Origin of the sequence: Cryptosporangium phraense (assembly GCF_006912135.1) — a bacterium.
GTDB lineage: Bacteria > Actinomycetota > Actinomycetes > Mycobacteriales > Cryptosporangiaceae > Cryptosporangium > Cryptosporangium phraense.
The window spans coordinates 1-22,121 of sequence record NZ_VIRS01000029.1 but is presented as its reverse complement, the minus strand read 5'-3'; the positions used below and the strand labels follow the sequence as shown (position 1 = coordinate 22,121).

Genomic DNA, 22,121 nt, shown 5'->3' with positions numbered 1-22,121 from the left:
AGCACCAGGATCTCCCGTTCGCGCGGGCTTCTGCCGGACGACCGACAGCGCCCTACGACTTCGGTCGACGCCGTCAGGCGGCGGCCAGCGCCCACTGGCCGCGACCCAGTCGCTTCGCGTCGTACATCGCGATGTCGGCCGAGCGCAGCAGCCCGGCCGGACCGCAGTCGGCGGCCCGGGCCCGGGACGCGATGCCGATGCTGGCCCCGACCCCCAGGAGCTCGCCCTGGTACGGAACCGGCGCGGCCACGTCGACGAGGATCCGCTCGGCCAGGTCGACGGCGTCGTCCTCCGAGGCCCCCGGGCAGAACACCACGAACTCGTCGCCGCCCAGCCGGGACACCAGGTCGGTCTGGCGCACCGCGGCCGACAGACGCCCGGCCACCGCGCAGAGCACGGCGTCGCCGGCCTCGTGGCCGAGCCGGTCGTTGATCTGCTTGAAGCCGTCCAGGTCGAGGTAGAGCACCGCGACCGGAGCGGAGGCGTCGGCCTCGCCGAGCCGCTCGGTCAGCGCCGACCGGTTCGCCAGCCCGGTCAACGCGTCGTGGTGGGCCTGGAAGGCCAGCTGGGCCTGGGCCCGCTCCTGCTCGCGGACCGCCGTGGTGAAGCGGACCAGGACGAACGCCGAGCAGGCCGCGGTCGCCAGCAGCGCCACCACCGCGGTGCTGCCCACCTGGGCCCGGAGGATGACGATCGTCGGCGCGGTCATCAGCGCGCAGCCCAGAAAGAGCACCCGGGCCGCGTGCAGGGTCCGCAGCCGGGTGCCGGGCCGGATCAGCTCGGCGCTCGCCGGGTGCAGACCGGCCGCGACCAGTAGCGCGTTGCCGGCCAGCACCAGCGGCCCGAGCCGGACCACCCAGTCGTAGCTGATCACGTAGGGCAGGACGTTGAAGCCCAGGTCCACGACGAGGTACACGGCGACACCGGCGAGCAGGTACCGGGTCGGAAGGGTCCGACCGCCCGGCGAGAGCGCGATGATCAGCACGCCGGCCAGCAGCACGAGGTCGGCCACCGGGTAGAGCGCGGGCACCACCGAGACCGCCAGGCCCGACCCCGACGCGAACAGGGGCTCGATCAGGAACTGCCAGCTGAGCATGGCCCCGGCCAGCGTCAGCGTGAGCCCGTCGAGCACCGCGCTGCGCAGCTGGCCCGCCGCCCGCCGGTGCGCCATCCGGACGAGGGCCACGGCCAGCAGCGGGTACCCGCCGAGCCAGCAGACGTCGGACGGGCCGACGTTCGGAACCTCGGAGAAGTACAGCTGCAGGGTCTCGATCAGGTCACCGAGCATCCACAGCGAGATCGCGGCCGCGATCAGGAGGCCCGGGCCGCGGTCCGGCCGGCTCCGCCGGAGAGCCGACCACCAGGCCAGCGCGGCGACCGCGGCGTAGAGACCGAGGTAGCCGACGGACTCGCCCACGGTTCCGTAGGTGGCCATGCTCAGGGCCACCCCGGCGAACACCAGGGCGAGGAAGACGGTGACTCTCCGGGCGCTCATGCCCGTTCCGATCGACCCGGAGTTGCGCCGGGCTAACCCAAAACGGGCAAAGCGCCCGAGTCGCTACCGAAGGAACCGGCCGGCTCGACCAGGCGGGCCAGGACGCAGGTCAGGATGAAGCGCTGGCCGGCCACCGTCGGGTGGACGCCGTCGTCCTCGAGGTTGCCCGGCCGCGCCGTCCGCGTCCGGGCGTGCAGGTCGATCGCGGCCGGATCCACCGCCCGGACGACGTCGGCGAGCTCGGCGATCTCGGCCGCGTCCCAGTGCACCGGGGCGTCCGCGAAGGCCCGGTCGACGCGCACCTGGTCGACGGCGGTCGGGGTGATCATAGTGACCTCGGCGCCGAGATCCTCGGTGATCAGGCCGGCCAGCGCGCGCAGGTTCCGCTCGGTCTCGGCCGCGGTGGCCATCCGGAAGCGGCTGGTCCGGCCGTGCGAGCGGGCGTCGTTGGTGCCGAGCATGAGCAGCACCCGGCTCGGCTCGGCCGCTTCGAGCAGGTCGAAGCGCTCGATGACGTCCGCGGTCGTGTTGCCGCTGACGCTGAGGTTGACCAGCGTCGGACGCGGCTCGCCGTCGAGCTCGAGCGACGCCGCGAGCAGCTCGAACCAGCCCAGCCGGTCGGCGGTGATCGAGTCGCCGACCGCGACGACGCGCTCGCCCGGCCGGTACGGCAGCGACCGGACGGCCCGCCGGTAGGCGTCGTCGGAGAGCAGTTCGGCGGCCGCGGCCCGCAGCTCGTCGTCCAGCGACGCGCTCAGCTCGTCGATCAGGCCGGGCGGGCAGGACAGCATCCCGGCGAGCAGACCGGTGTGCCGGTCGGCGCCGATCGGGAAGCGTCCGAGCAGAGGCCACCGGTCGGTGCGGGTGTACCGCAGGAAGTGGCGACGCTCGTCGTCGGTGTAGACGCGGGTGTTGATCACCCTTTGCTCGAGCCCTGGAGCAGCGCGGCGACGAACCGGCGCTGGAAGATCAGGAAGACGGCCAGCGTGGGCACGAGGATCAGCAGCGCCCCGGCGCAGAGCAGCGGGATGTTGGTGCCCCACTGCCCCTGGAACGCGCCGAGCGCACCGGCCATCGTCCGTTTCGCCGGATCGTCGACGAGCACGATCGCCAGCAGGAACTGGTTCCAGGTCCACAGGAACAGCAGGATCGCCAGCGACGACAGCGCGGGCATGGCCAGCGGCACGTGCACCCGCCAGAACAACTGCCAGGTCGACGCCCCGTCGATCCGGGCGGCCTCCGACAGCTCGTCGGGCATCGTGACGAAGTGGGCCCGCATCCACACCACCGAGAACGGCATGAACAGGCCGATCAGCGGCAGGATGATCGCCCACCGCGTGTTCAGCAGCCCGAGGTCGCGGACCTGGTAGTACAGCGGCGTGACGATGCCCTCGAACGGCAGCGTCAGCCCGAGGACGAAGGCCAGGAAGCCGATCCGGTGGCCGGGCATCCGCAGGTGCCCGAACGCGAAGCCGGCCATCGTCCCCAGCACGAGCGAGATCGGCACGACCCCGAGCACGATCAGGATGCTCGACCACAGCAGCGCGCCCATGTTCGCGACCCGGAACGCGTCGACGAAGTTGCCCCACTGCGGATGGTCCGGCCAGGCGAGCCCGGACGGGTACGTCCCGGCCGGGTGCAGCGCGGTCACGAACAGGCTGACGAACGGGATGATCGTGATCGCCATCAGCAGGACGAGCAGGATCCGCCCGGTCAGCGTCTCCCGGCGAGTGGTGATCACCGCGAACCGTCCCGGGTGAGGCGCTGGATGGGCAGGACACAGACGAGCACGAGCACCACCAGGGCGACGGCGAGGGCGGAGGCCATCCCGACCTCGCGCTCGGAGAACGCGAGGTAGTAGATCTCCAGGCCGGGCACCGACGTGGAGCCGCCGGGACCGCCCTGGGTGGACACGAAGATGATGTCGAAGCTGGCCAGGGCCGCGATCACGGTGACCGTGACGCACACGCCGATCTCCTGGCGCAGGCTCGGCAGCGTGATCGACCAGAACTCCCGGATCGGCCCGGCGCCGTCCAGGCGGGCGGCCTCGTAGAGCGCGGGGTCGATCTTGCTCATCCCGGCCAGCAGCAACAGCGTGCACAGACCGACCAGCACCCAGGCCCCGATGACGCCGACCGCGGGCAGCGCGGTGTCGAAGTCCCCGAGCCAGGCCCGGGTCAGGCCGTCGAGGCCGACGGCCGAGAGCAGCGCGTTGGCCAGGCCGGTGGACGACAGCAGCCAGCTCCACATGATGCCGGCCGCGACCAGCGGGATGACCTGGGGCAGGAACAGCACGACGCGGGCCACGGTGGCCAGCCGGCTGGTCGCGATGCCACGAATCGCGGCCGCGACGAACAGCCCCAGCACCACCGGGATGAAACTGAAGAAGATGATCAGCTCGAGCGCGTGCACGATCGTCGCGAACAGCTCCGGGTCGGTGAACAGCCGCTGGTAGTTGTCCACCCCGACGAACGTGCTCGCGCCGATGCCGTTCCAGTCGTAGAACGAGTACTGCACGGTCAGCGCCAGCGGACGCAGCACGAAGACCGCGTAGACGAGAATCGCGGGCGCCGCGAACAGCCAACCGCCCCAGGACCTCCTGGGGCGGCGGGCCCGGTGCGCCACCATCAGCGCTTGACCTGGCTCTCGTAGTCCTTCTGGACGGACTCGAGCAGGGCCTTCGGCGTCTGCTGGCCGGCGGCGAGCTTCTGCAGCTGGGGCGTCCAGCTCTTGGCGTAGATCGCGCCGGTCGCGTTGGCGATGAAGTCCATCGCGCCGTTGTCCTGGCCGATCTTGGCCCCGGCGTCCAGCGTGGCCGCGGTGACCGTGTCCTTGGCGACGTCGGGCATGAACGCGTCGGCCGGGCCCATCGGGTGCGAGCCGCCGATCTTCACGTCGATGTCGCGGGCCTGCTGGTTGGTGGCGACCCAGTTCAGGAAGAACGCGGCGCAGTCGGCGTGCTTCGACTTGCTGCCGATGCCGAACGTCAGCGGGGCGGACATCGCGGCCTGCTTGCCACCGGCGGTCGCCGACGGCATCAGGAAGAAGCCCGCGTTGCCGGCCATCTGCTTGTCGAGGTTCCCCGACTCCCAGTCGCCGTCGAAGATGAACAGGTTCTTGCCGCCGATGAAGCGGCTCATCATCGTCGCGTAGTCCTGCGAGTTGATGTCGGGCGCGAAGTAGCCCGCCTTGATCCACTTCTCCAGGTGCTGGGCGGCCTGCAGGTTCGCCGGCGTGTCGATCGTCGCGCCGGACTTCTGGTAGATCCAGTCGTTGATCTTGGCCGGGTCGCCGTAGGCGGCCATCAGGTTCTGCAGCGGGAACGCCAGCCCGCCGGTGGCCCCGCCGTTGAACTGGTTGATCGGCACGAGACCGGCCTTCTTGGCCTTGTCCAGCACCGCGTCGAACTCGGCCAGCGTGGCCGGCGGCTGGGTCATCCCGATCTGTGCGGCGAGCTTCTTGTTGTAGAAGACGCCGGTCATGCTGAAGTTGATGCCCATCGCGTACAGCGGGCCGTCGCCACGCTCACCGCTGTCGGCCACCCGCATCTGCTCGAGCTGCGAGGCCGGCCACTTGTCCCAGCCGAAGCCCTGCGCGTACCCGTCGAGGTTCTTGAGCAGGCCGTCCTTGGTCAGCTCGGAGACCTGCGGCAGGCGCATGAGGTCCGGCGGGTCGTCGGCCAGCACCCGGGGTGCGTTCTGGGTGATGACCGCGAACTGGTCCTCGCGGATGTCCCAGGTGACGTTCGGGAACTGCTTGGTGAACTCGGTGGTCAGCGCCTTCGGCACCGGGAAGCCGGTCTCGAAGTAGCCCTTCATCGTGACCGGCTCGGTGCCGCAGGTCGCGTTGGTCACCGGGCTGGCCCCGGCGCTGGCGTCGGCGGTGCCCGCGTCGCTGCCCGGGCCGCTGCAGGCAGCGGCCGCGATCAGCCCGGCCAGCGTCAGGGTGGCGAGCAACGGTCTGCGGATCGGTCGGTGAGCCATGCAGGCCTCCAGCAGCGGAAAAGTCCAGCGACGAGGGTCATCGCCGGCAGAAAGAAGAAGAGCGGGGAACCGCACCGCGCTCGCGTAACAAGCACGAAACCGCATCCCGGCGGCCCCGTCAAGTGTTTCCATAAAAGCACTTTTATCGAGGGCCGCAGACCGGCGATCAGGTCGTCGAGCGCTCGACCACCTGCACGTCCAGCACGGTCGTCGAGCGGACCGGGGACCCCTCGAGGAGGATGTTCAGCGCCGCGCTGCCCGACTCCTCGAACGGCTGGCGGACCGTCGTCAGGTCGGCCGCGGCCGCGGCCTCGCCGTCGTCGAAGCCCATGACCGCGACGTCCTCGGGGACCCGCAGGCCGTGGTCGCGCGCGGCCAGCAGGACGCCGACGGCGAGCAGGTCGTGGTGCGCCATCACCGCGGTGGGCCGGTGCTCGGCGGCCAGCAGCGCCGACGCCGCCCGGCGGGCCCCGTCGACCGAGTTCTCGGCCGTCGCCACCGTCACCTCGCCCCCGGCCATGACCTGCTCGAAGCCGGCCAGCCGCTTGATCGCCTGCGACTCGTAGTCCGAGACCTGACGTTCGAGCAGGTACCCGACCCGCCGGTGGCCACGGTCGCGCAGGTGGGCGGCGGCGAGCCGTCCGCCCGCGTGGTCGTCGACCATGACCCGGCTGAACAACGCGCTGTCCGCGTCGACGACGACGGTCGGCAGTCTCCGCTCGCGCAGGCGGGCGGCGATCTCGTCCTCGATCGGCAGGCCCATCACGATCAGACCGTCCAGCCGGCCGTGGATCGGCATGCTGGCCAGCACCGGCGACGACGCCGAGGCGGCCGACTCGTGGTCGAACACGACGACGTCGATCTCCAGCTCGGCCGCCGACGACAGCACGCCGGCCAGCCGCCGCAGGTACGACCCGTACGAGGTGAACGGCGCCATCACGCCGATCCGCCCGGTCGCCCGGCGGGCCAGGCTGACCGCCTGCGCCTTCGGCACGAACCCGAGTTCGTCGGCGGCGGCCAGCACCCGGGCCCGCGTCGCCGGGCTGACCCGGTCGGGCTTGTTCAGTACGTTCGATACCGTGGAGATGCTGACCTGGGCCCGCTCGGCGACCTCGTAGATCGTGACCCGGTGGTCCGCCCCCAACATCGCCTCGCTTCGAGCCCGTCCCAACGGTCTAAAAGTGTTTTACCAGAAGCACTCTACGGGCGGGAAACGCCGATCCCGACCATCGGCCCGGACGTCGTCAGGTGATGGTCGACGAGCGGCGCCAGCCCCGGGGCGTGCTGGGACAGGATGTGCTGGAAACGGACCTGAGCCAGCGGCCCCAGCGCGTCGTAGACGCTGGCGAACACCTCCCGGGCCCGGTGCCGCGGCCAGCCGGCCGGAAGCACCTGGCTGGGCAGGCCCGGATCGAGCCCGGGGAACGAGCGCCACACGTCCATCACCGCGGTGCGCTCGACCAGAGCCTCGCTCGACCGGATGTCGCCGTCGAGAATGCGCTGGTAGAGCGGCTCGAAGCGGTCGATGAACTCCTGGTAGGCGGTCCGCAGCTGGTCGAGGTCCCAGGCCGACAGCGGGTGCCGGCCGGTGTCCCCGCCGACCGAGTCGAGGCTGGTCGCGCGGAAGATGCTGGCGTCCCGAATGCCGCATTCGCGCACGACGGCCTTGGCCTCCGCGGCCGACGCGTCGCCGCCGGCCGAGCCGCCCGCCGACACCCAGACGCCGTCGTAGAGGCAGGCGAACCCGAGCCAGCGCAGCCGGGTCCGCAGCGTGTGCCGGACGTCCCGCTGGTCCTCGGGGATCGAGAACGCGACGACCAGCCAGGTGCCGTCCCACTCGGCCGGGTCGTCGTCCATCCCGAACGAGAGGATACGGCTGCCGCCCTCGACGATCGTCTGCCGGGTCGTGGGCGCGAGGCCGTAGTAGGTGTGGCGCCCGATCTTCGACGCGGACAGCAGCTGTCGCCTGCGCAACCGGCTCAGCGCGGCCCGGGCCGAGGCCGACGAGATCCCGAACTCGCCGGCCAGCGCGACGAGCCCGGCCGACGGGAGGTGCTCGGCCCGGGCCCACCAGTAGTCGCCGAACAGCGTGACGAACAGGTGCTGCGGGTTCGGTCCTCCCTGCGCTCGGGGCAGCCGGAATTCGACCTCCGCCGTCACGAGGCCAACCCGTCGAGCCAGGTTTCGATCCGCCGGTTCACGTCGTCCGCGTCGTACGCCCGGGCGTCCGCGTTCTCCAGCTCGATCTCCAGGACGTCGACGCCGGCCTGGCGCAGGCACCTGGTCGTCGCCCAGGCGTTGCGCGAGTCGGCGCTGATCAGGTGGATCGCCCCCTGGACGCCATGGGTGCGCGCCTCCTTGACGTACCACTCCCCGCTCCAGGGCGGCGTGTACATCTGATCGTGGAACGCGCAGAACCGGGCGGCCAGCGCGCGCAGCGGGTCGTCGCCGTAGCGGGCGTAGGCGTCGGCCGCGAGCGCCAGGTACATCGACCAGACGAACACCGCGCCGTGCGACCGCTCGAACCGCCGGTAGACGTCCATGTCGTGCCAGAGCCCCCGGCCGATCCACATCAGCCGGAGCCGCTCCGGCTCGTCGCCGACGCCGGTGCCGATCCGCTCGCGCACCTCGTGGTAGAGCCGCTCGGCCGCGTCCACCGCCCACTGGGTGCCCCGGTGCCACTGCGGGATCATCACGCTCGGGATCACGTCGCTGACCCGGATCGGGCACGGGCGCACCCGGGCCAGCAGATCGCGGGTCCGCCGGTTCCACTCGGCCTGCTCGTTCGCCAGCCGCATGACCTCGCGCAGCCGGGACTGGCGCAGGGCCCGGCCGGTCAGCGTCTCCACGTGCCGGATCAGCCCGAGCAGCTCCTCGGTCATCAGGTCGATCCGGGCCGGCCCGATCGCCTGCTCCCACCGGTCGGGCATCAGCTCCCACCAGTTGATCGGCACGTCCGGCTCGGCCGCGCTCTCGAACGCGTAGTACGGCACCCCGAGCTCGGTCTCCCAGGCCTGGAACACCTTGTGCAGCGCGTCCCCGGACGTCTCCGCGACGACCAGCGACGGGCGGGGCAGGCCGCCCCACGGGCCGCCGTCGGCGTCCGGACCGAGCAGCCCGGCCAGGGCCAGCGAGTTGTACTGCTCGCTCGTGTCGGGGAAACCGAGGCCACGCAGGCGGCTCAGGTACGCGCCGGAGAGCTGCTTGGCCCCGATGATCGACGCCCACCACTGATTGACCACGTAGGGCACGTCCAGCGCCCGGAAGATCTCCTGGGGGGCGTCGGCGTTGGCCAGGACCACCGGCTCGCCGTCGGCCGCCCGGCGCTGGAGCTCGGCGAACCAGGTCCGCTGGTGCGCCAGCGCGGCCCCGGCCGAGGGGAGGCGGTCGGTCATCGTCGGTCTCCTACGGTCTTCAGTCCGGCGCGGACGGCCGCCAGGTCGACCGCGCCGTAGTCCTGAGCGCTCACCAGCGCGGCCGGCACCGGGACGGTGGCGTCGATCCCGCGGAAGTCCCACAGCGGACCGTCGTCGTGTTTCCGCACGTAGCTGAGGACGCCCTGGGCACTGGTCCGAGCCACCGCGGCGGCCGCGGACTCGGTGACCACCCGGTTCTGGTACCACTCGGCCAGGCCTTCGAGCGTCGGCGTCATCTCCGGCCCGCCCGCCGCGTTGCCGCAGTCGTGGTCTTCGACCACGACCAGCCACCCGTCGTCCTCCAGGTCGCGGTAGACCCCGGGCTCGTCGTGCGCGCTGCCGGTCACCACCAGGGGGACGCCCGGCCGCGGCTCCCGGCCGGCCAGCTCGTCGAGTGCCCGCCGCACCAGCGGCTCGTACTCGTCGGCCGGCAGGGTGCCGCCCGCGCCGATCACGGTGAGCGCCTCGACCCCGGTCAGCGCGCGCCGCTCGTCGCCCCGGAGCGCGGCCAGCTCCCGCCAGGCGGTGCGGATCCGGTCGTGCGCCGTGACGGCCGCGGCCAGCGCGTCGGCGTCGATCGACACGCCGAGGAACCGCTGCAGGCGGGTGCGGAGCTCCCGCAGGCGCACCAGGTTGTAGGCGGCCGTGCTGCGGTGCGGCAGGTGCAGCACGTCGACGAGCCAGGTCTCGGGCAACTGGGGCTCCAGCCCCAGCCGGCGGATCTCGCGGAGCGCGTAGAACAGCTGGAGGGAGGCCTCACGGTCGTGCGAGACCAGCAGCAGGTCGATCGGCGGGGCATCGTCGAGCAGCCCGGCGAACAGGCTCAGCGTGGCCGCGTCGACGCCGGAGCCCAGGTAGTCGACCGCGCGGCCGACCGGCCGCCCGGGACGACCGGCGAGCCGGACCGGGAGCGCACCGGCCGCGGTGATCAGCTCGACCGGCACGTCGGCCCCGACGTACCCGACGACGGTCCCGCCCTGCTCGCGCCAGGACCGGGCCCGGGCGTACCGATCGGTGTAGGCCTCGTCGAGGGTGGCGAGAGCGGTCACAGGGCGCCGTTCTGCCGCAGGGCGGCGATCTGCTCGGCGTCGTACCCCAGCAGCGTGCGCAGGATCTCGTCGGTGTGCTCGCCCAGCCGGGGCGCGGGCCGGTCGAAGCCGGCCGCCGACTCCGAGAACCGGATCGGCAGGCCCGGACCGGACACCCGGGCGGTGGCCCCGTAGTCCGGGTGCTCGAGGTCGACGACCTCGCCGCGCTGCCGCACGAGGTCGTCGTGGATCGCGTCGGCCGGCTCCCGGACCGGGGCCGCGGGAACGCCCTGCTCGGCGAGCAGGGCCACGATCTCCTCGGTGGTGTGCTTGCTGGTCCACTCGTCGATCTGGGCGTGCAGGTCGGTGGCGTTGCCGACCCGGCGGTCGCGGGTCCGGAAGCGCGGGTCGTCGGCCAGCTCCGGGGTCCCGAGCGCGCGGAACACCCCGGCGGCGAACGTGTCGGTGGGCGCGCACAGCGCGACCCACCCGTCGGCCGCCGGGAACAGGCCGAACGGCGCCAGGCGAGGGAGCGTCCGGCCGGTCCGGGTCGGCAGGCCCAGCTGCTCGAACGCGTCGAACGGCTCGATCGACAGCAGCGACGTGAGCGCGCCGAGCATCGAGACGTCGACCTGCTGACCGGTACCGCCCTGCTCGACCTCGATGACCGCCGACAGCACCCCGATCACCGCGAACAGCGGGGCCAGCAGGTCGGCGACCGGCAGCCCGACCCGCACCGGGTCGCTGTCCGGCTCCCCGGACGTGAACATCACGCCGGACAGCGCCTGGATGATCGAGTCCATGGCCTTGCCCGAGCCGGGCGCACCCTGGGCGCCGAACCCGCTGATCGACGCGTAGATGATCCGCGGGTTGACCTGCTTGCAGGCCTCGTGCCCGATGCCGAGCCGGTCGGCGGTGCCGGCCGCGTAGTTCTCGACCACGATGTCGGCGTGCTCGACGAGCTCGAGGAAGACCGCCCTGGCCGCGGACTGCTTGAGGTTGAGCGTGATGCTCTGCTTGTTGCGGGCCCGGGCGATCACCGAGACCGACATGTCCTCGGCGCTCCCCCGGTCCGGACGCAGCCCGCCCTCCCCCAGGTAGGGGGCGTTGTTGCGCGAGCTGTCACCGCCGGTGGCCGGGTTCTCGATCTTGATCACGGTCGCGCCCAGACCGGCCAGCAGCAGCGTGGCGTAGGGGCCGGCCAGCGCGGTCGTCAGGTCGAGCACGACCCGGCCACGCAGCGGCTTCTGCCCGGCCGTCATCGGGCACCGGCCAGCTCGTCCAGGAAGATCGCGATCTCCGGCACCAGCCGCTGCGGACGCTCCTCGGCCACGAAGTGCCCCTCGTCCTCGAACAGCACGGCCTTGGCCCGCTTGACGCTCCGGGCCGCCCGCAGCGTCGACTCCGGCGAGATCACGCCGTCGCGCATCCCGGCCAGGATCAGCACCGGCAGGTCGATGGTGCGCAGGATCGCGGCCACCGCGTCGTTGGTCGTCGCCTGCGGGAACGGCATGCCCTGGTTGATCCGGGCCTCCTCGTCGGTGTACGTCACGTGCTTGCGGACGATCGCGCCGATGGTCCGCTCCCGGAGTTCGGCCTGCTCCGGGGTGTCGGTCGGACCGCCGAGGACCTGGAACTGCCGTTCGATCTCCTCGACGTTGCCCCGGTTCTCGATCACCTTCCGGCGCCCGGCCGACGACGACGTGTCGCCGGTGCGATCGTGCGGCGTGCCGACGACCGAGATCAGCGCGCGCAGCCGCTCGGGGTGACGCCAGGCCAGGTGCCAGCCGATGCCGGCCCCGTGCGAGACCCCGGTGTAGACGAACCGCTCGGCCCCGACGTGATCGGCCAGCGCCAGGACGTCGTCGCCCCACTGGTCGAGCCAGCCCTGCGCGGGGGGCTCGGACTGGTGGTCGGACCGGCCGAATCCGCGGGCCTGGAGCGTGAACACCCGCGCGCCGATCGGCGGTTCGGCGAGCACCGCCGGGTACGTGCTGAACCCGGACGCGCAGGACACGACGACGTCCGGGCCGGTGCCGTACTCGTCGTACCAGAGCTTCGTTCCGGACACATCAAGATAGGGCACGGGAGCACTCCAGAAGTTGTTCGCGAGCGGTGGCCAGGAGCGTCTCGATGTCGTCGTCGAGCAGGAACCCCTCGTCGGCCAGGGCGCGGCAGCGCGCCGCGTACCGGGTCAGGTAGTCCTCGGCCGACGGGTAGCGGCTCCGGACGACCGACGGGTCGAGCGGCGTCCGGTGGCCGCGGAGGAAGGCCATCAGCGCCGGGTCGGCGACCGGGGACCACGGGGCCGCCGCCACCGTGGTGACCGCGGGCGTGCTGTGCGGGGCGTACCGGGCCAGCGGCTCGGCGATCCACGGGGTGCGGATACCGCCGAGCACGTTGCCGTCGGCGTCCCGGGCCAGGTTCCCGTCCGCGTCGAACGAGAACCGGTCGGCGGTCGGCGGCCGGACGCCGTCTCGGACCCACTCGTCGAGCCGGGCGAAGACCGCGCGGGCGACGAGGTCCAGCCGGGCCTCGCTGGGCTGCTCCACGATCGGCACGAGCCGGTCGGGCTCCGGACGCGGGCCGAGCGAGTCGTGCGAGGTGCCGGCCACCTGGTAGAGCCGGTAGCGGTCGTCGTCGGCGTCGCTGTCGGGCCGGAGCATCGCCCGGTGGGTCTCGGACTCGAGCTCGCTGAGCAGCTCCACGACCGGGACGTCGTGCCCGCCGATCACCCGCCGGGGGTCCTCGGCCGGCACGTCCCACTCGTCGGACAGGCCCGGGTAGCCGGCCCGTTCCGCACCGCCGGACGAGATGCCGATGACGTACCCGTCGAAGACCGGTGCGCCGGACGCGACGCGACGGCGCCGGTGGAAGCCGTCGCCGAGGAACACCCGGCCGAAGCTCCCGGTCATCGACCAGCCGGACAGGTACGCGCGGTCGACCTGGCCCTGCGGGCCCCAGGCCCCGAGCCGGTTGGTCCGGAGGGCCTCGGCGACGTCGGCGACGATCTCGTACCGCAGGTTCGGGATCGGGATCGACAGTTCGCCGTACCGGGCCGGGTCGACCTCGTCGCGGAGCCACTCGGCCAGCCGGTAGTCCTGGGTGACGCCGGCCCAGGCCGCACCGGTGCGCTGGATCCAGGGATGCAGGACCTGCCAGCTCAGCGCGGCGTCGTACTCCGGGTGGAGCGGCTCCACCTGGAGCACCCCGGTGAACCGGCCGTCGTCCGCCGGACGGCGGAGCAGGAACCTCGACGTGTAGGGCACGCCGGCCAGCCCGCGTTCGGGCTCACCCCAGGCGTCGTAGATCCACTCGTCGGCGAACCCGCTGACCAGATACTCCTGCTCGCGGTAGCCCGCCTGGAGCGCGGTGGTGCCGAGCAGCGTCAGCGAGGTGACGGTCACGCGACCACCCCGGTCGGCAGCGCGGGCAGCTCGCCGGCGCGGTGGCAGGCGACCTGCCCACCAGCGCCGGACGGCCGCAGCGCCGGACGCTCCTCGGCGCAGCGCGGGATCGCGAACGGGCACCGGTGCCGGAACGGGCAGCTCTCCCCCAGCGCGCCGGCCCGCGCCGGCGCACCGCGGTAGACCTCCCGGGCCGCCCGGCGCTCGCGCTGGAGCTTCGGGTCGGCCACCGGCGAGGCGGCCAGCAGCGCGCGGGTGTACGGATGCTCGGGGCTGCGGTGGATCACCGCGGCCGGACCGGACTCCATGACCCGGCCTCGGTAGAGCACGACGACGGTGTCGGCGAGGTGCTCGACGACCTGCAGGTCGTGCGAGATGAACAGGTAGCTGATCCCGCGCTCCGACCGGACGTCGCTGAGCAGGTTGAGGATCTGCGCCTGGATCGACAGGTCGAGGGCGCTGACCGCCTCGTCGCAGATGACCAGCCGGGGGTCGACGATCAGCGCCCGGGCGATCGCGATGCGCTGACGCTGGCCGCCGGAGAACTGGGCCGGGTAGCGGGCGGCGGCCGCGGCGCCGAGGCCGACCTGCCCGAGCATCGTCGCGACCTGCTCGCGGACCTCGGCCGGCGGCACCGTCCGCCCGGCCCGGCGGTGCTGGGCCAGCAGCGGCTCGGCGACCGTGTACCCCACGGTCTTGCTCGGGTCGAGCGAGCTGGTCGGGTCCTGGAACACCGCCTGGATGTCGGTGACCGGCTTGCGCCTGCGGACGCGCTTCGGGTCCAGCGCCGTGCCGTCGAAGCTGATCACGCCGGCCGAGACCGGCGCGATGCCGAGGATCGCCTTGGCGATCGTCGACTTGCCGGAGCCCGACTCGCCGACCAGGCCGAGCGTCTCGCCGGCCCGGATCGTGAGGTCCACCGCGTCGACGGCCCGGAACGTGCGTCGCCGCGCGGTCGGGTAGTCGACCTGCAACTGCTCGACGCGGAGCAGCGTGTCGTCCGTGCTCACTGGGTCGGCGCTCATTGGGCGGCCTCCTGTTCGAGCAGCACCGGGACCCGGATGCACCGGGACCGGTGGACGCCGCTGACGTCGATGAGCGGGATGGCCTCGGCCCGGCAGGCCGGTTGGGCCAGCTCGCAGCGGTTGGCGAACCGGCAGCCGGACGGCCACTCGTCCGGGGCCGGTACCGTGCCCGGGATGGCCCGGATCGGCTGCCCGATCCCGGCCTTCTCCGGGCTCGACGCCAGCAGCGCGGCCGCGTACGGGTGAGCGGGCAGCGCGAACAGGTTGTCGACCGGAGCCTGCTCGACGACCTGCCCGGCGTACATCACGAGCACCGTCGAGCACATGTCGGCGATCACGCCCAGGTTGTGGCTGACCAGCAGCACCGCCATCCCGTTCTCCTGCTGCAGGCGGCGCAGCAGGTCGAGGATGTCGGCCTGGACCGTGACGTCGAGCGCGGTCGTCGGTTCGTCGGCGATCAGCAGCCGCGGGCGGCCGGCCAGCGCCATCGCGATCGCGACCCGCTGGGCCATCCCGCCCGAGATCTGGTGCGGGTACCGGCGCGCGACCTCGGCCGCGTCCGGGATCTCGACCATCGTCAGCAGCTCGACGACGCGGTCCCGCTGCGCCCGGCCGCGCAGCCCCTCCACCGCCCGGACGACCTCGCCGACCAGCGACCCGATCCGGAACGAGGGGTCGAGCGCGGCCATCGGCTCCTGGGAGATCATCGCGATCTCGCGGCCGCGGACCGCCCGGAAGCTGCCCTCGTCGAGCGTCTTTCCGTCGAACACGACGTGGCCGGACTCGACCAGGCAGTTGGTGGGCAGCAGGCCGATCAGGGCCCGCGCGGTCATGCTCTTGCCGCTGCCCGACTCGCCGACCAGCCCGACCACCTGCCCGGCGGCGATGTCGAAGCTCACGTCGTCCAGCAGGCGCAGGGAGGACTCACCGCCGACGGCCACCGACAGGCCCTGCACCGAGAGCAGCGCGGTCGACGGCTCGGCCGCGGTCGCGGGCCGGGAGGCCCGGCGGCGGGTCCGGCCCGCGCCGGCCGCCGACCGGCGCTCCGAGGTCGCGTCCCGGACGACGTCACCGAGGACACCGAACGCCAGCACGGTGAGCGCGATGACGGTGCCGGGCGGCACCAGCATCCACGGGTCCTGGCTGAACACCGAGGCGGCTTCGGCGACCATCCCGCCCCAGGTCGGCGCGGGCGGCTGGGGGCCGAGGCCGAGGAACGTGAGGCCGGTCTGCACGCCCAGCGCGATCGCCGCGAACAGCGACGTCTGAACGATGATGACGCCCCGGCAGCGGCCCAGGACGTGCCGGACCATCACCTGGAAGCGGGAGAGGCCCATCAGCTCGGCCGCGGTGACGTACAGCTCCTCCCGGGCGACCAGCGCGGCCCCACGGACCAGGCGCATCAGCCCGCCGGAGCTCAGGACGCCGAGCGCGATCATGGCCACCGGCAGGCTGTTGCCGAAGATCGCCAGGACGGCCAGCAGGATCATGATCGCCGGGATCGACATCAGCAGCTCGGCCAGGCGCATGATCACGCGGTCGGCGAGCCCACCGAAATAGCCGGCCACCAGACCGAGCGGCACCGCGACGACCAGGTGGGCCACGATCGCTTCCACCACGCCGAGCAGCGACGACCGGCCGCCGTAGAGGATCCGGCTGAACAGATCGCGCCCGAGGATGTCGGTGCCGAGCCAGTAGGTGCCCGACGGCAGCCCGCGGACCGTCTCGATGTGCTGTTCCAGCGGGCCGAACCGGGTGAGCAGCGGCGCGAACACGCACGCGAGCGTCAGCAGGACCAGGAACACGACCGCGACGAGGCCGCGCGGACGGCGCAGGATCGCGCTCATGAGGCCCGCACCTTCGGGTTGAGGAATCCGTAGGCCACGTCGACCAGCAGGTTCGCGACGATGACGAGCACGGTGAAGTAGACGCCGAGGCCCAGGATCACCGGCAGGTCGTGGTCGAGCGTCGACTGGGTCGCGAGGCTGCCCAGGCCGGGCAGGACGAACACGCTCTCGATGAACACCGAACCGCCGACCATGCCGACGGCCACCACGCCCATCGCGGTGACGATCGGGATCGCCGCGTTGCGCAGCACGTGGACGAACAGGATGCGCCGTTCCGACACCCCGTTGGCCCGCAGGACCCGCACGTACTCGGCGTCGAGCGTGTCGAGCACCGAGTCGCGGGTCTGCTTCCCGATGACCGCGATGCCGAGCAGGCTCAGCGCGGCCACCGGCATCGCCAGCGAGCTGATCCACTCCGACGGCGACGTCGTGAGCGGGACGTACCCGGTGGCCGGGAAGAGCCGGAACTGCACGGCGAACAGCGAGACCAGCACGATCGCGATCCAGAAGTTCGGCAGCGCCAGCCCGATCAGCGACACGACGTCGACCAGGCGGCCGAGGAACCCGCCCCGGACGGCGCTGACCAGGCCCAGCGCCACGCCGATCACCGTGCTCACGACCAGGGCCGTGAGCACCAGCGACAGCGTGACGCTCAACCGGGTGTTCAGCGTCGTCCAGACGTCCTGACCGCTCAGGATCGAGGTGCCGAAGTCGCCGTGCAGGACTCCCGCCAGCCAGCTGCCGTACCGGTCGTACCAGGGCCGGTCGAGCCCCATCTGGTTCCGCAGGTAGTCGACGGCCTGCGGCGTCGCCTGTTCGCCGAGGATCGTCCGGGCGGCGTCACCGGGCACCAGCGACGCCAGCCCGAAGACCAGTACGGAGACGACGAACAGCAGCGGTACCGACAACGCCAGCCGGTTGACGAGAAGCCGGAGCATGACCGACCCCTAGGCCTTACGCCAGGAGAGGTCGGGCGTCGGACCGATCGGCATCGGGTTCGGGTTGCCCACCGACGCCGAGACGCCCTCGAGCTTGCTGTTGACGTAGTAGACGTTCTCGGTCGCGATGACCGGGATCAGCCAGGCCAGCTCCTGGAAGCGCTTGGAGGCCTGCTGGTACAGCCCGGTGCGTTCCGACCCGTCGGCCGCCGAGGCCCGCTGCATGATGCCGTCGAGCTGTGCGTCCTGGTGGCCGAACGGGTTGAACAGACCGCCGGAGACCTGGCTGTAGTTCTGGAACATGTTCGGGCCGGCGCTCGGCCAGATCGCGGCCGCGTACTTCTTGCTCGTGGCCTCCCCGATGAACTGGGGAACGGTGGTCGAGATGACCTTCAACTTGACCGTGATACCGATGGCCTTGAGCGCGTCGGCGATCGCCTGCGAGTAGGTCGTGTTCCGGTCGAGCACGGACTCGGTGAGGATCTCGAGCGGGAAGCCCTTCGAGTACCCGGCCGCGGCCATCAGCGACTTGGCCTTCTGCAGGTCGTAGGTGTAGCCGATGCTCTGGTCGTAGCCGTCGGCACCCTCGATGAGCTGCTGCGTGCTCGGCTTGGTGAAGTCGGCGTTGAACGCCTTGGAGAGCGCGTCGCGGTTGATCGCGTACCCGATCGCCTGCCGGACCCGCGGGTCGGCCAGCGGCTTGCTGATCGTGCCCTTCGTGTCGCCCAGGATCAGTTCCCAGTTGAAGAACGGCGCCTTGACGATCTTCAGGCCGGCCGCCTTGGCCGCGTCGGCGGTCGAGTCGTTGCCGGAGGCGTAGTCGACCTGGCCCGTCCGCACCGCGGAGAGGACGGCCTGCGGGTCGCCGATCACCCGGACCGACACCTTGGAGAAGCGCTGGGCCTTCGGGTTGAAGTAGTTCGGGTTCTTCGTGTAGCTGTACCGGCTGCCGGCGACCGACCCGGCGTTGTCGTAGGCGTAGGCCCCGGTGCCGTCGCTCTTGGTGAGCAGGCTCTGGGGGTTGGCCAGGCCGTCCGGGCCGATCAGCGTGCCGATGCCGTGGTACTGCTCCATCGTCCCGGCCGCGTCGGGGTTGGGCTGCTTGTAGGTGACCCGGACGGTCAGCGGCCCGGTCGCCTCGACCTTGTCGATGGCTCCGACCGACGGCACCAGCGGGCCGCCGGCCTTGAGGAAGTACTGCATCGACGCGACCGCGGCGTCGGCGGTCAGCGGCTTGCCGTCGGTGAACTTGACGCCGGACCGGAGCGTGAGCTCGAAGACCTTGTTGCCGGTGCCGACGTACTTCCACGACTCCGCGAGGTCGGGCTCCAGCTTGCCGTCGTTGCTCAGGTGGATCAGCGAGTCGTAGGCGAGCGCGGTGTAGACGGTCGAGCCGCCGTTGCCGGCCAGGGCCGGGTTGAGGCTGATCGGTACCCCGACGAACTGCAGGTTGAGTTCCGAGGTGGTGCCGCCGCTGGACGACGACGAGCTGTCGTTCGTGCACGCGGTCAGCGTCAGCGCCATCGCACTGGCCACCGTCGCCGCAAGAAATTTGTAGCGGTGAAGAGTCGGCATTGATTCTCCAAGACCTGGGGGTGGGTCCGGATGACCGGGTCACGCGAACGTAATACATGTGATGTCAGGCGGCAAGGTATCTGTCACGCGTTCTGAATACTTCTTTCCCGGGAGGTGGGCACGCTTCGACCGGGATAATTGGGGATGAGCAGGCATTTCAGGGCGTCGAGATGTCACTTAGCCAGACGTACGTAATGTGTTCTGCAACGTATCTGGCGACCGATTAGTCGGAAGTGTCGCTCCCGAGCGATCGGGAGATGCCCCGCGCGGCCGCGCGGACCATCGGCGCCAGCGCGTTCGCGGTCGCGGATCCGGCCGACACGACGACCGACACCGCGGCCACGACGCTGCCGTCGCCGGCCCGCACCGGGGCCGCGACCGACAGCGAGTCCATCGTCACCTGGCGGTCGTTGACCGCCCAGCCCAGCGACCGGACCTCGGCGAGGATCTTCCGCAGGGCCCGCGGATCGGTGACGGTCCGCGGTGTGAACGACGCCAGCGGCCGGGCCAGCACGGCTTCCTGCACGTCGGGTGGGGCGTAGGCCAGCAGCACCCGCCCCAGCGCCGTGGGGTGCAGCGGGAACCGGCCGCCGACCCTGGTCAGGACGGGCACGGCCAGCCGCCCGGCCAGGCGTTCGACGAACACCGACTCCAGCCCGTCGCGGATGCCCAGCTGCACGTTCTCCTGGGTGACCGCGTACAGGTCCTCCATGAACGGCAACGCGACCTCGCGCAGGCCGAGCCCACGCGGGGCCAGCGCCGCGATCTCCCACAGCCGCAGACCGACGTGGTAGGCGCCGGCGTCGTCCCGTTCCAGCAGCCCGCACTCGGTCAGCACCCCGGCCAGCCGGTGTGCGGTGGTCAGCGGCAGGCCGGTGCGGTGCGCCAGCTGGGTGAGCGTCATCGTGCGCCGGTCGGGCCCGAACGCCTCCAGCAGCCGGGTCGCCCGCCGGATGGCGAGGCCGTGGGCGCTGCGGGTCACAGGTCGAGTATCAGAGGCGAGGACGCGGCTCGCGACACGCAGACGAACATCGTGTCGTTGGCGGCCTGCTCGTCGGCGGTGAGCAGGGTGTCGCGATGGTCGACCGTGCCGTCCAGGACCGCGGTCTCGCACGTGCCGCAGGTGCCCTCGCGACACGACGACAGCACCGGGACGCCGGCCGCTTCGACGACGTCGAGGATCGACCGGCCGGGCGGGACGGTCAGCGTGAGCCCGCTGCGCCGGAGCACGACCTCGAACGCGGTGCCCTCGTCCCGGGGCTGGGCCGAGAACCGCTCGACCCTCAGTTCCCCGGCCAGACATCGCTGTTCGACCGCCTGGAGCAGGGGTTCCGGCCCGCAGCAGTAGACCAGCGTGCCGGACCGGGACCCGCCGAGGATGCGGTCGAGGTCGAGCAGGCCGGTCTCGTCCTGCGGGTGGACCCGCACCCGGTCGCCGTAGTCGGCCGCCAACCGGTGGGAGAACGCCATCGACGCGCGCGACCGGCCGCCGTAGTGCAGCTCCCAGTCGGCCCCGGCCGCGGTCGCCGCGGCCACCATCGGGACGATCGGCGTGATGCCGATCCCGCCGGCGACGAACAGGTACCGCGGCGACGGGTCGAGCCGGAAGTGGTTCCGGGGCCCACTCACCGCGACGACGTCCCCGGCCGCGAGCCGGTCGTGGGCGAACGCGGATCCGCCCCGCCCGTCGGCGTCCCGGAGGATCGCGATCCGCCAGCGGGCCCGGTCGGCCGGGTCGCCGCAGAGCGAGTACTGCCGGACGTACGGCCCCAGCACGAGGTCGATGTGGGCGCCCGGATCCCAGGCCGGGAGCGCCCGGCCGTCCGGGTCGACGAGTTCCAGCAGCACGACCCCGTCGGCCGCGGTCTCGCGTCTCTCCACCCGGAGCAGTCGATCGTCAGTCACCGGCGTGCTCCGGATGGTCGAGCAGCCAGTCCCACAGGGCCACCGGATCGCTGCTCGTCCGCTCGGCTCCGCAGTGGCAGCGGCCGTGGAGCAGGTCGGAGCCGGGGATCCAGGTCACCCGCAGCGGCCGACGGGCCCCGGTCATCGACCGGTGGCCAGGCGGTCCAGCATCCGGCGGGCGGCCAGACCGCCGGTGTCGATGTTGATCGACAGCTCCTGGTAGCCGTCCGGCTCGCCCGCGATCACCTGCTCGAGGACGTTCAGCGCGGCCACGTCCTGCAGGACGACAGTCCGGTTGCTCTCGGCGAGGAAGTCCGACACGCCCTGGTCGTCCAGGGCGAAATCGCGGGCGACGGCCCAGAAGTCGTGGGTCGAGTGCTCGGTCTCCGGGGTGATCGCGTACACGACCTCGACGTGGAACGCGTCCGGGTCGGTGCCGTCGTCGTTCGGGAGCACGCCGACCGGGGCGATCCGGGAGTGCAGCGTGTAGAGGCAGGGCGGCTGGTACTCGATGTCCTGCCAGCGGGTGATCCGTCCGGTGAGGCCGGTGGAGTTCGCGTAGAACGGCGGGCAGGCCGCGTCGGCCATCCGCCGGGACACCCGGACGACGCCGGCCTCGTCGTCGACCTCGGTCGTGATCGGGGTCTCGGCCACCTCCGGCGTCCCGATGTAGCCGCCGTGCAGGTACGTCTCGTGGGACAGGTCCATGAGGTTGTCGACCAGGAGGCTCGCCCGGGCGGCCAGCGGCTCCCGGCCCGCGACCGTGGTCCACCCCTCCTGGCTCAGCCAGGGTGCGCGGGGAATCGGGACCGACTCCGCGAGCGCGGGCTCCCCGATGAAGACCCAGACGAACGAGTCCTGCTCGACGACCGGGTAGGACCGTAACCGGGCCGTCCGCGGCACCCGGGCCTGCCCGGGGACGGCCACGCAGACGCCGTCGGCGCCGTAGGTGAAGCCGTGGTAGCCGCAGACGACCGTGTCGCCGACGAGATGGCTGGGCTTCTCGGCCAGCGGGAACCGGCGGTGCACGCACCGATCGGACATCGCGGTCACCGCACCGGCTTCGGTCCGCCAGAACAGGATCGACTCCCCGCAGATCGTCCGGGAGAACAGGTCGCGCCCGATCTCCCGGCCGTACGCGGCCACGTACCACTGGTTTCGCACGATCGACGTCATCGTCGGACCTCCGCCTCGGCTCGGAGGCGTCAGTGTGGGCTCCGCACCGGGACGTACGGGCGGGCACTTCCGCAGTGCGGAAGAACCCGATCAGCGGACTTTCTCAAACATCCCAGGGATCCGGGCGGTACCGAAACATTTCGGCGCCTACCGATCGATGAGAGCGCTTCAGCCATCGGAGCAATGTTACGTCTTCGTTACCGCGCGCGCTGGCCCCGGGGTGTACACATCGGATGCCGCGCAGACCTGCGTCCTACCCCGGAGGCCTTCTGGTGACGACCCCGATCGCGCTCCCCCAACCACCGCCACGGGCGCCCGAGTTCGGC

The 22,121-nt window shown here is 71.9% G+C and carries 20 protein-coding genes; all 20 read right to left on the bottom strand.

What is annotated here, in order from left to right:
• Positions 1–73: 73 nt before the first annotated feature.
• Complete coding sequence (locus FL583_RS30855) at positions 74–1,495, bottom strand: GGDEF domain-containing protein (RefSeq protein ID WP_142708391.1); 1,422 nt, start codon at positions 1,493–1,495, stop codon at positions 74–76.
• Between the two features lie 32 nt (positions 1,496–1,527).
• Positions 1,528–2,415, bottom strand: a complete 888-nt coding sequence (locus tag FL583_RS30850) for an SGNH/GDSL hydrolase family protein (protein WP_142708390.1) — start codon at positions 2,413–2,415, stop codon at positions 1,528–1,530.
• The gene (locus FL583_RS30845) at positions 2,412–3,236 is read right to left on the bottom strand and encodes a carbohydrate ABC transporter permease (protein ID WP_170323959.1); all 825 of its coding nucleotides are present in this window, start codon (positions 3,234–3,236) and stop codon (positions 2,412–2,414) included. Before FL583_RS30845 ends, FL583_RS30850 begins: the two co-directional genes overlap by 4 nt.
• A complete protein-coding gene (locus FL583_RS30840) occupies positions 3,233–4,123 on the bottom strand; it encodes a carbohydrate ABC transporter permease (protein WP_142708389.1) in 891 nt (296 codons plus the stop codon). Before FL583_RS30840 ends, FL583_RS30845 begins: the two co-directional genes overlap by 4 nt.
• Complete coding sequence (locus FL583_RS30835) at positions 4,123–5,478, bottom strand: ABC transporter substrate-binding protein (RefSeq protein ID WP_142708388.1); 1,356 nt, start codon at positions 5,476–5,478, stop codon at positions 4,123–4,125. Before FL583_RS30835 ends, FL583_RS30840 begins: the two co-directional genes overlap by 1 nt.
• Before the next feature lie 166 nt (positions 5,479–5,644).
• Positions 5,645–6,625, bottom strand: a complete 981-nt coding sequence (locus FL583_RS30830) for a LacI family DNA-binding transcriptional regulator (protein ID WP_205752608.1) — start codon at positions 6,623–6,625, stop codon at positions 5,645–5,647.
• Positions 6,626–6,678: 53 nt separating this feature from the next.
• Positions 6,679–7,638, bottom strand: a complete 960-nt coding sequence (locus FL583_RS30825) for a PaaX family transcriptional regulator (RefSeq protein ID WP_205752607.1) — start codon at positions 7,636–7,638, stop codon at positions 6,679–6,681.
• Entirely contained in the window at positions 7,635–8,873 is a 1,239-nt protein-coding gene (locus FL583_RS30820; RefSeq protein ID WP_142708387.1) for a 2-hydroxyacyl-CoA dehydratase family protein, read from the bottom strand. The genes FL583_RS30825 and FL583_RS30820 overlap by 4 nt, the downstream gene beginning before the upstream one ends.
• On the bottom strand, positions 8,870–9,943 hold the full coding sequence (locus tag FL583_RS30815; protein WP_142708386.1) for a 2-hydroxyacyl-CoA dehydratase family protein: 1,074 nt from the start codon (positions 9,941–9,943) through the stop codon (positions 8,870–8,872). The genes FL583_RS30820 and FL583_RS30815 overlap by 4 nt, the downstream gene beginning before the upstream one ends.
• Positions 9,940–11,184, bottom strand: coding sequence for a CaiB/BaiF CoA transferase family protein (locus tag FL583_RS30810; protein WP_142708385.1), 1,245 nt, complete (start codon positions 11,182–11,184; stop codon positions 9,940–9,942). The genes FL583_RS30815 and FL583_RS30810 overlap by 4 nt, the downstream gene beginning before the upstream one ends.
• A complete protein-coding gene (locus FL583_RS30805) occupies positions 11,181–12,008 on the bottom strand; it encodes an alpha/beta fold hydrolase (protein WP_142708384.1) in 828 nt (275 codons plus the stop codon). Before FL583_RS30805 ends, FL583_RS30810 begins: the two co-directional genes overlap by 4 nt.
• The gene (locus FL583_RS30800; RefSeq protein WP_142708383.1) at positions 11,995–13,329 is read right to left on the bottom strand and encodes an alpha/beta hydrolase domain-containing protein; all 1,335 of its coding nucleotides are present in this window, start codon (positions 13,327–13,329) and stop codon (positions 11,995–11,997) included. Before FL583_RS30800 ends, FL583_RS30805 begins: the two co-directional genes overlap by 14 nt.
• A complete protein-coding gene (locus FL583_RS30795) occupies positions 13,326–14,354 on the bottom strand; it encodes an oligopeptide/dipeptide ABC transporter ATP-binding protein (RefSeq protein ID WP_142708382.1) in 1,029 nt (342 codons plus the stop codon). The genes FL583_RS30800 and FL583_RS30795 overlap by 4 nt, the downstream gene beginning before the upstream one ends.
• Positions 14,351–16,201 carry a dipeptide/oligopeptide/nickel ABC transporter permease/ATP-binding protein gene (locus FL583_RS30790; protein WP_142708381.1) on the bottom strand — a complete coding sequence of 617 codons (1,851 nt, stop codon included), beginning with the start codon at positions 16,199–16,201 and terminating at the stop codon, positions 14,351–14,353. Before FL583_RS30790 ends, FL583_RS30795 begins: the two co-directional genes overlap by 4 nt.
• A complete protein-coding gene (locus FL583_RS30785; RefSeq protein WP_142708380.1) occupies positions 16,198–17,139 on the bottom strand; it encodes an ABC transporter permease in 942 nt (313 codons plus the stop codon). Before FL583_RS30785 ends, FL583_RS30790 begins: the two co-directional genes overlap by 4 nt.
• 9 nt (positions 17,140–17,148) lie before the next feature.
• Positions 17,149–18,714 (bottom strand): ABC transporter substrate-binding protein, encoded by a 1,566-nt coding sequence (locus FL583_RS30780; protein WP_205752606.1) that lies wholly within the window; start codon positions 18,712–18,714, stop codon positions 17,149–17,151.
• A 223-nt stretch (positions 18,715–18,937) separates the two neighbouring features.
• Positions 18,938–19,696: an IclR family transcriptional regulator gene (locus FL583_RS30775; protein ID WP_205752605.1), complete on the bottom strand. Its 759-nt coding sequence runs from the start codon at positions 19,694–19,696 to the stop codon at positions 18,938–18,940.
• Entirely contained in the window at positions 19,693–20,619 is a 927-nt protein-coding gene (locus FL583_RS30770) for a PDR/VanB family oxidoreductase (protein WP_205752604.1), read from the bottom strand. Before FL583_RS30770 ends, FL583_RS30775 begins: the two co-directional genes overlap by 4 nt.
• Positions 20,612–20,764: a hypothetical protein gene (locus tag FL583_RS40475; protein WP_170323958.1), complete on the bottom strand. Its 153-nt coding sequence runs from the start codon at positions 20,762–20,764 to the stop codon at positions 20,612–20,614. Before FL583_RS40475 ends, FL583_RS30770 begins: the two co-directional genes overlap by 8 nt.
• Positions 20,761–21,795, bottom strand: coding sequence for an aromatic ring-hydroxylating oxygenase subunit alpha (locus tag FL583_RS30765; RefSeq protein ID WP_142708379.1), 1,035 nt, complete (start codon positions 21,793–21,795; stop codon positions 20,761–20,763). Before FL583_RS30765 ends, FL583_RS40475 begins: the two co-directional genes overlap by 4 nt.
• Between the last annotated feature and the right edge of the window lie 326 nt (positions 21,796–22,121).

Bases quoted from the DNA above. Each gene is read 5' to 3' on its own strand.
- FL583_RS40475 (WP_170323958.1), bottom strand. From the start codon at position 20,764: ATGACCGGGGCCCGTCGGCCGCTGCGGGTGACCTGGATCCCCGGCTCC.
- FL583_RS30820 (WP_142708387.1), bottom strand. From the start codon at position 8,873: ATGACCGACCGCCTCCCCTCGGCCGGGGCCGCGCTGGCGCACCAGCGG.
- FL583_RS30855 (WP_142708391.1), bottom strand. From the start codon at position 1,495: ATGAGCGCCCGGAGAGTCACCGTCTTCCTCGCCCTGGTGTTCGCCGGG.
- FL583_RS30790 (WP_142708381.1), bottom strand. From the start codon at position 16,201: ATGAGCGCGATCCTGCGCCGTCCGCGCGGCCTCGTCGCGGTCGTGTTC.
- FL583_RS30780 (WP_205752606.1), bottom strand. From the start codon at position 18,714: ATGCCGACTCTTCACCGCTACAAATTTCTTGCGGCGACGGTGGCCAGT.
- FL583_RS30830 (WP_205752608.1), bottom strand. From the start codon at position 6,625: ATGTTGGGGGCGGACCACCGGGTCACGATCTACGAGGTCGCCGAGCGG.
- FL583_RS30795 (WP_142708382.1), bottom strand. From the start codon at position 14,354: ATGAGCGCCGACCCAGTGAGCACGGACGACACGCTGCTCCGCGTCGAG.
- FL583_RS30765 (WP_142708379.1), bottom strand. From the start codon at position 21,795: ATGACGTCGATCGTGCGAAACCAGTGGTACGTGGCCGCGTACGGCCGG.
- FL583_RS30810 (WP_142708385.1), bottom strand. From the start codon at position 11,184: ATGACGGCCGGGCAGAAGCCGCTGCGTGGCCGGGTCGTGCTCGACCTG.
- FL583_RS30835 (WP_142708388.1), bottom strand. From the start codon at position 5,478: ATGGCTCACCGACCGATCCGCAGACCGTTGCTCGCCACCCTGACGCTG.
- FL583_RS30785 (WP_142708380.1), bottom strand. From the start codon at position 17,139: ATGCTCCGGCTTCTCGTCAACCGGCTGGCGTTGTCGGTACCGCTGCTG.
- FL583_RS30840 (WP_142708389.1), bottom strand. From the start codon at position 4,123: ATGGTGGCGCACCGGGCCCGCCGCCCCAGGAGGTCCTGGGGCGGTTGG.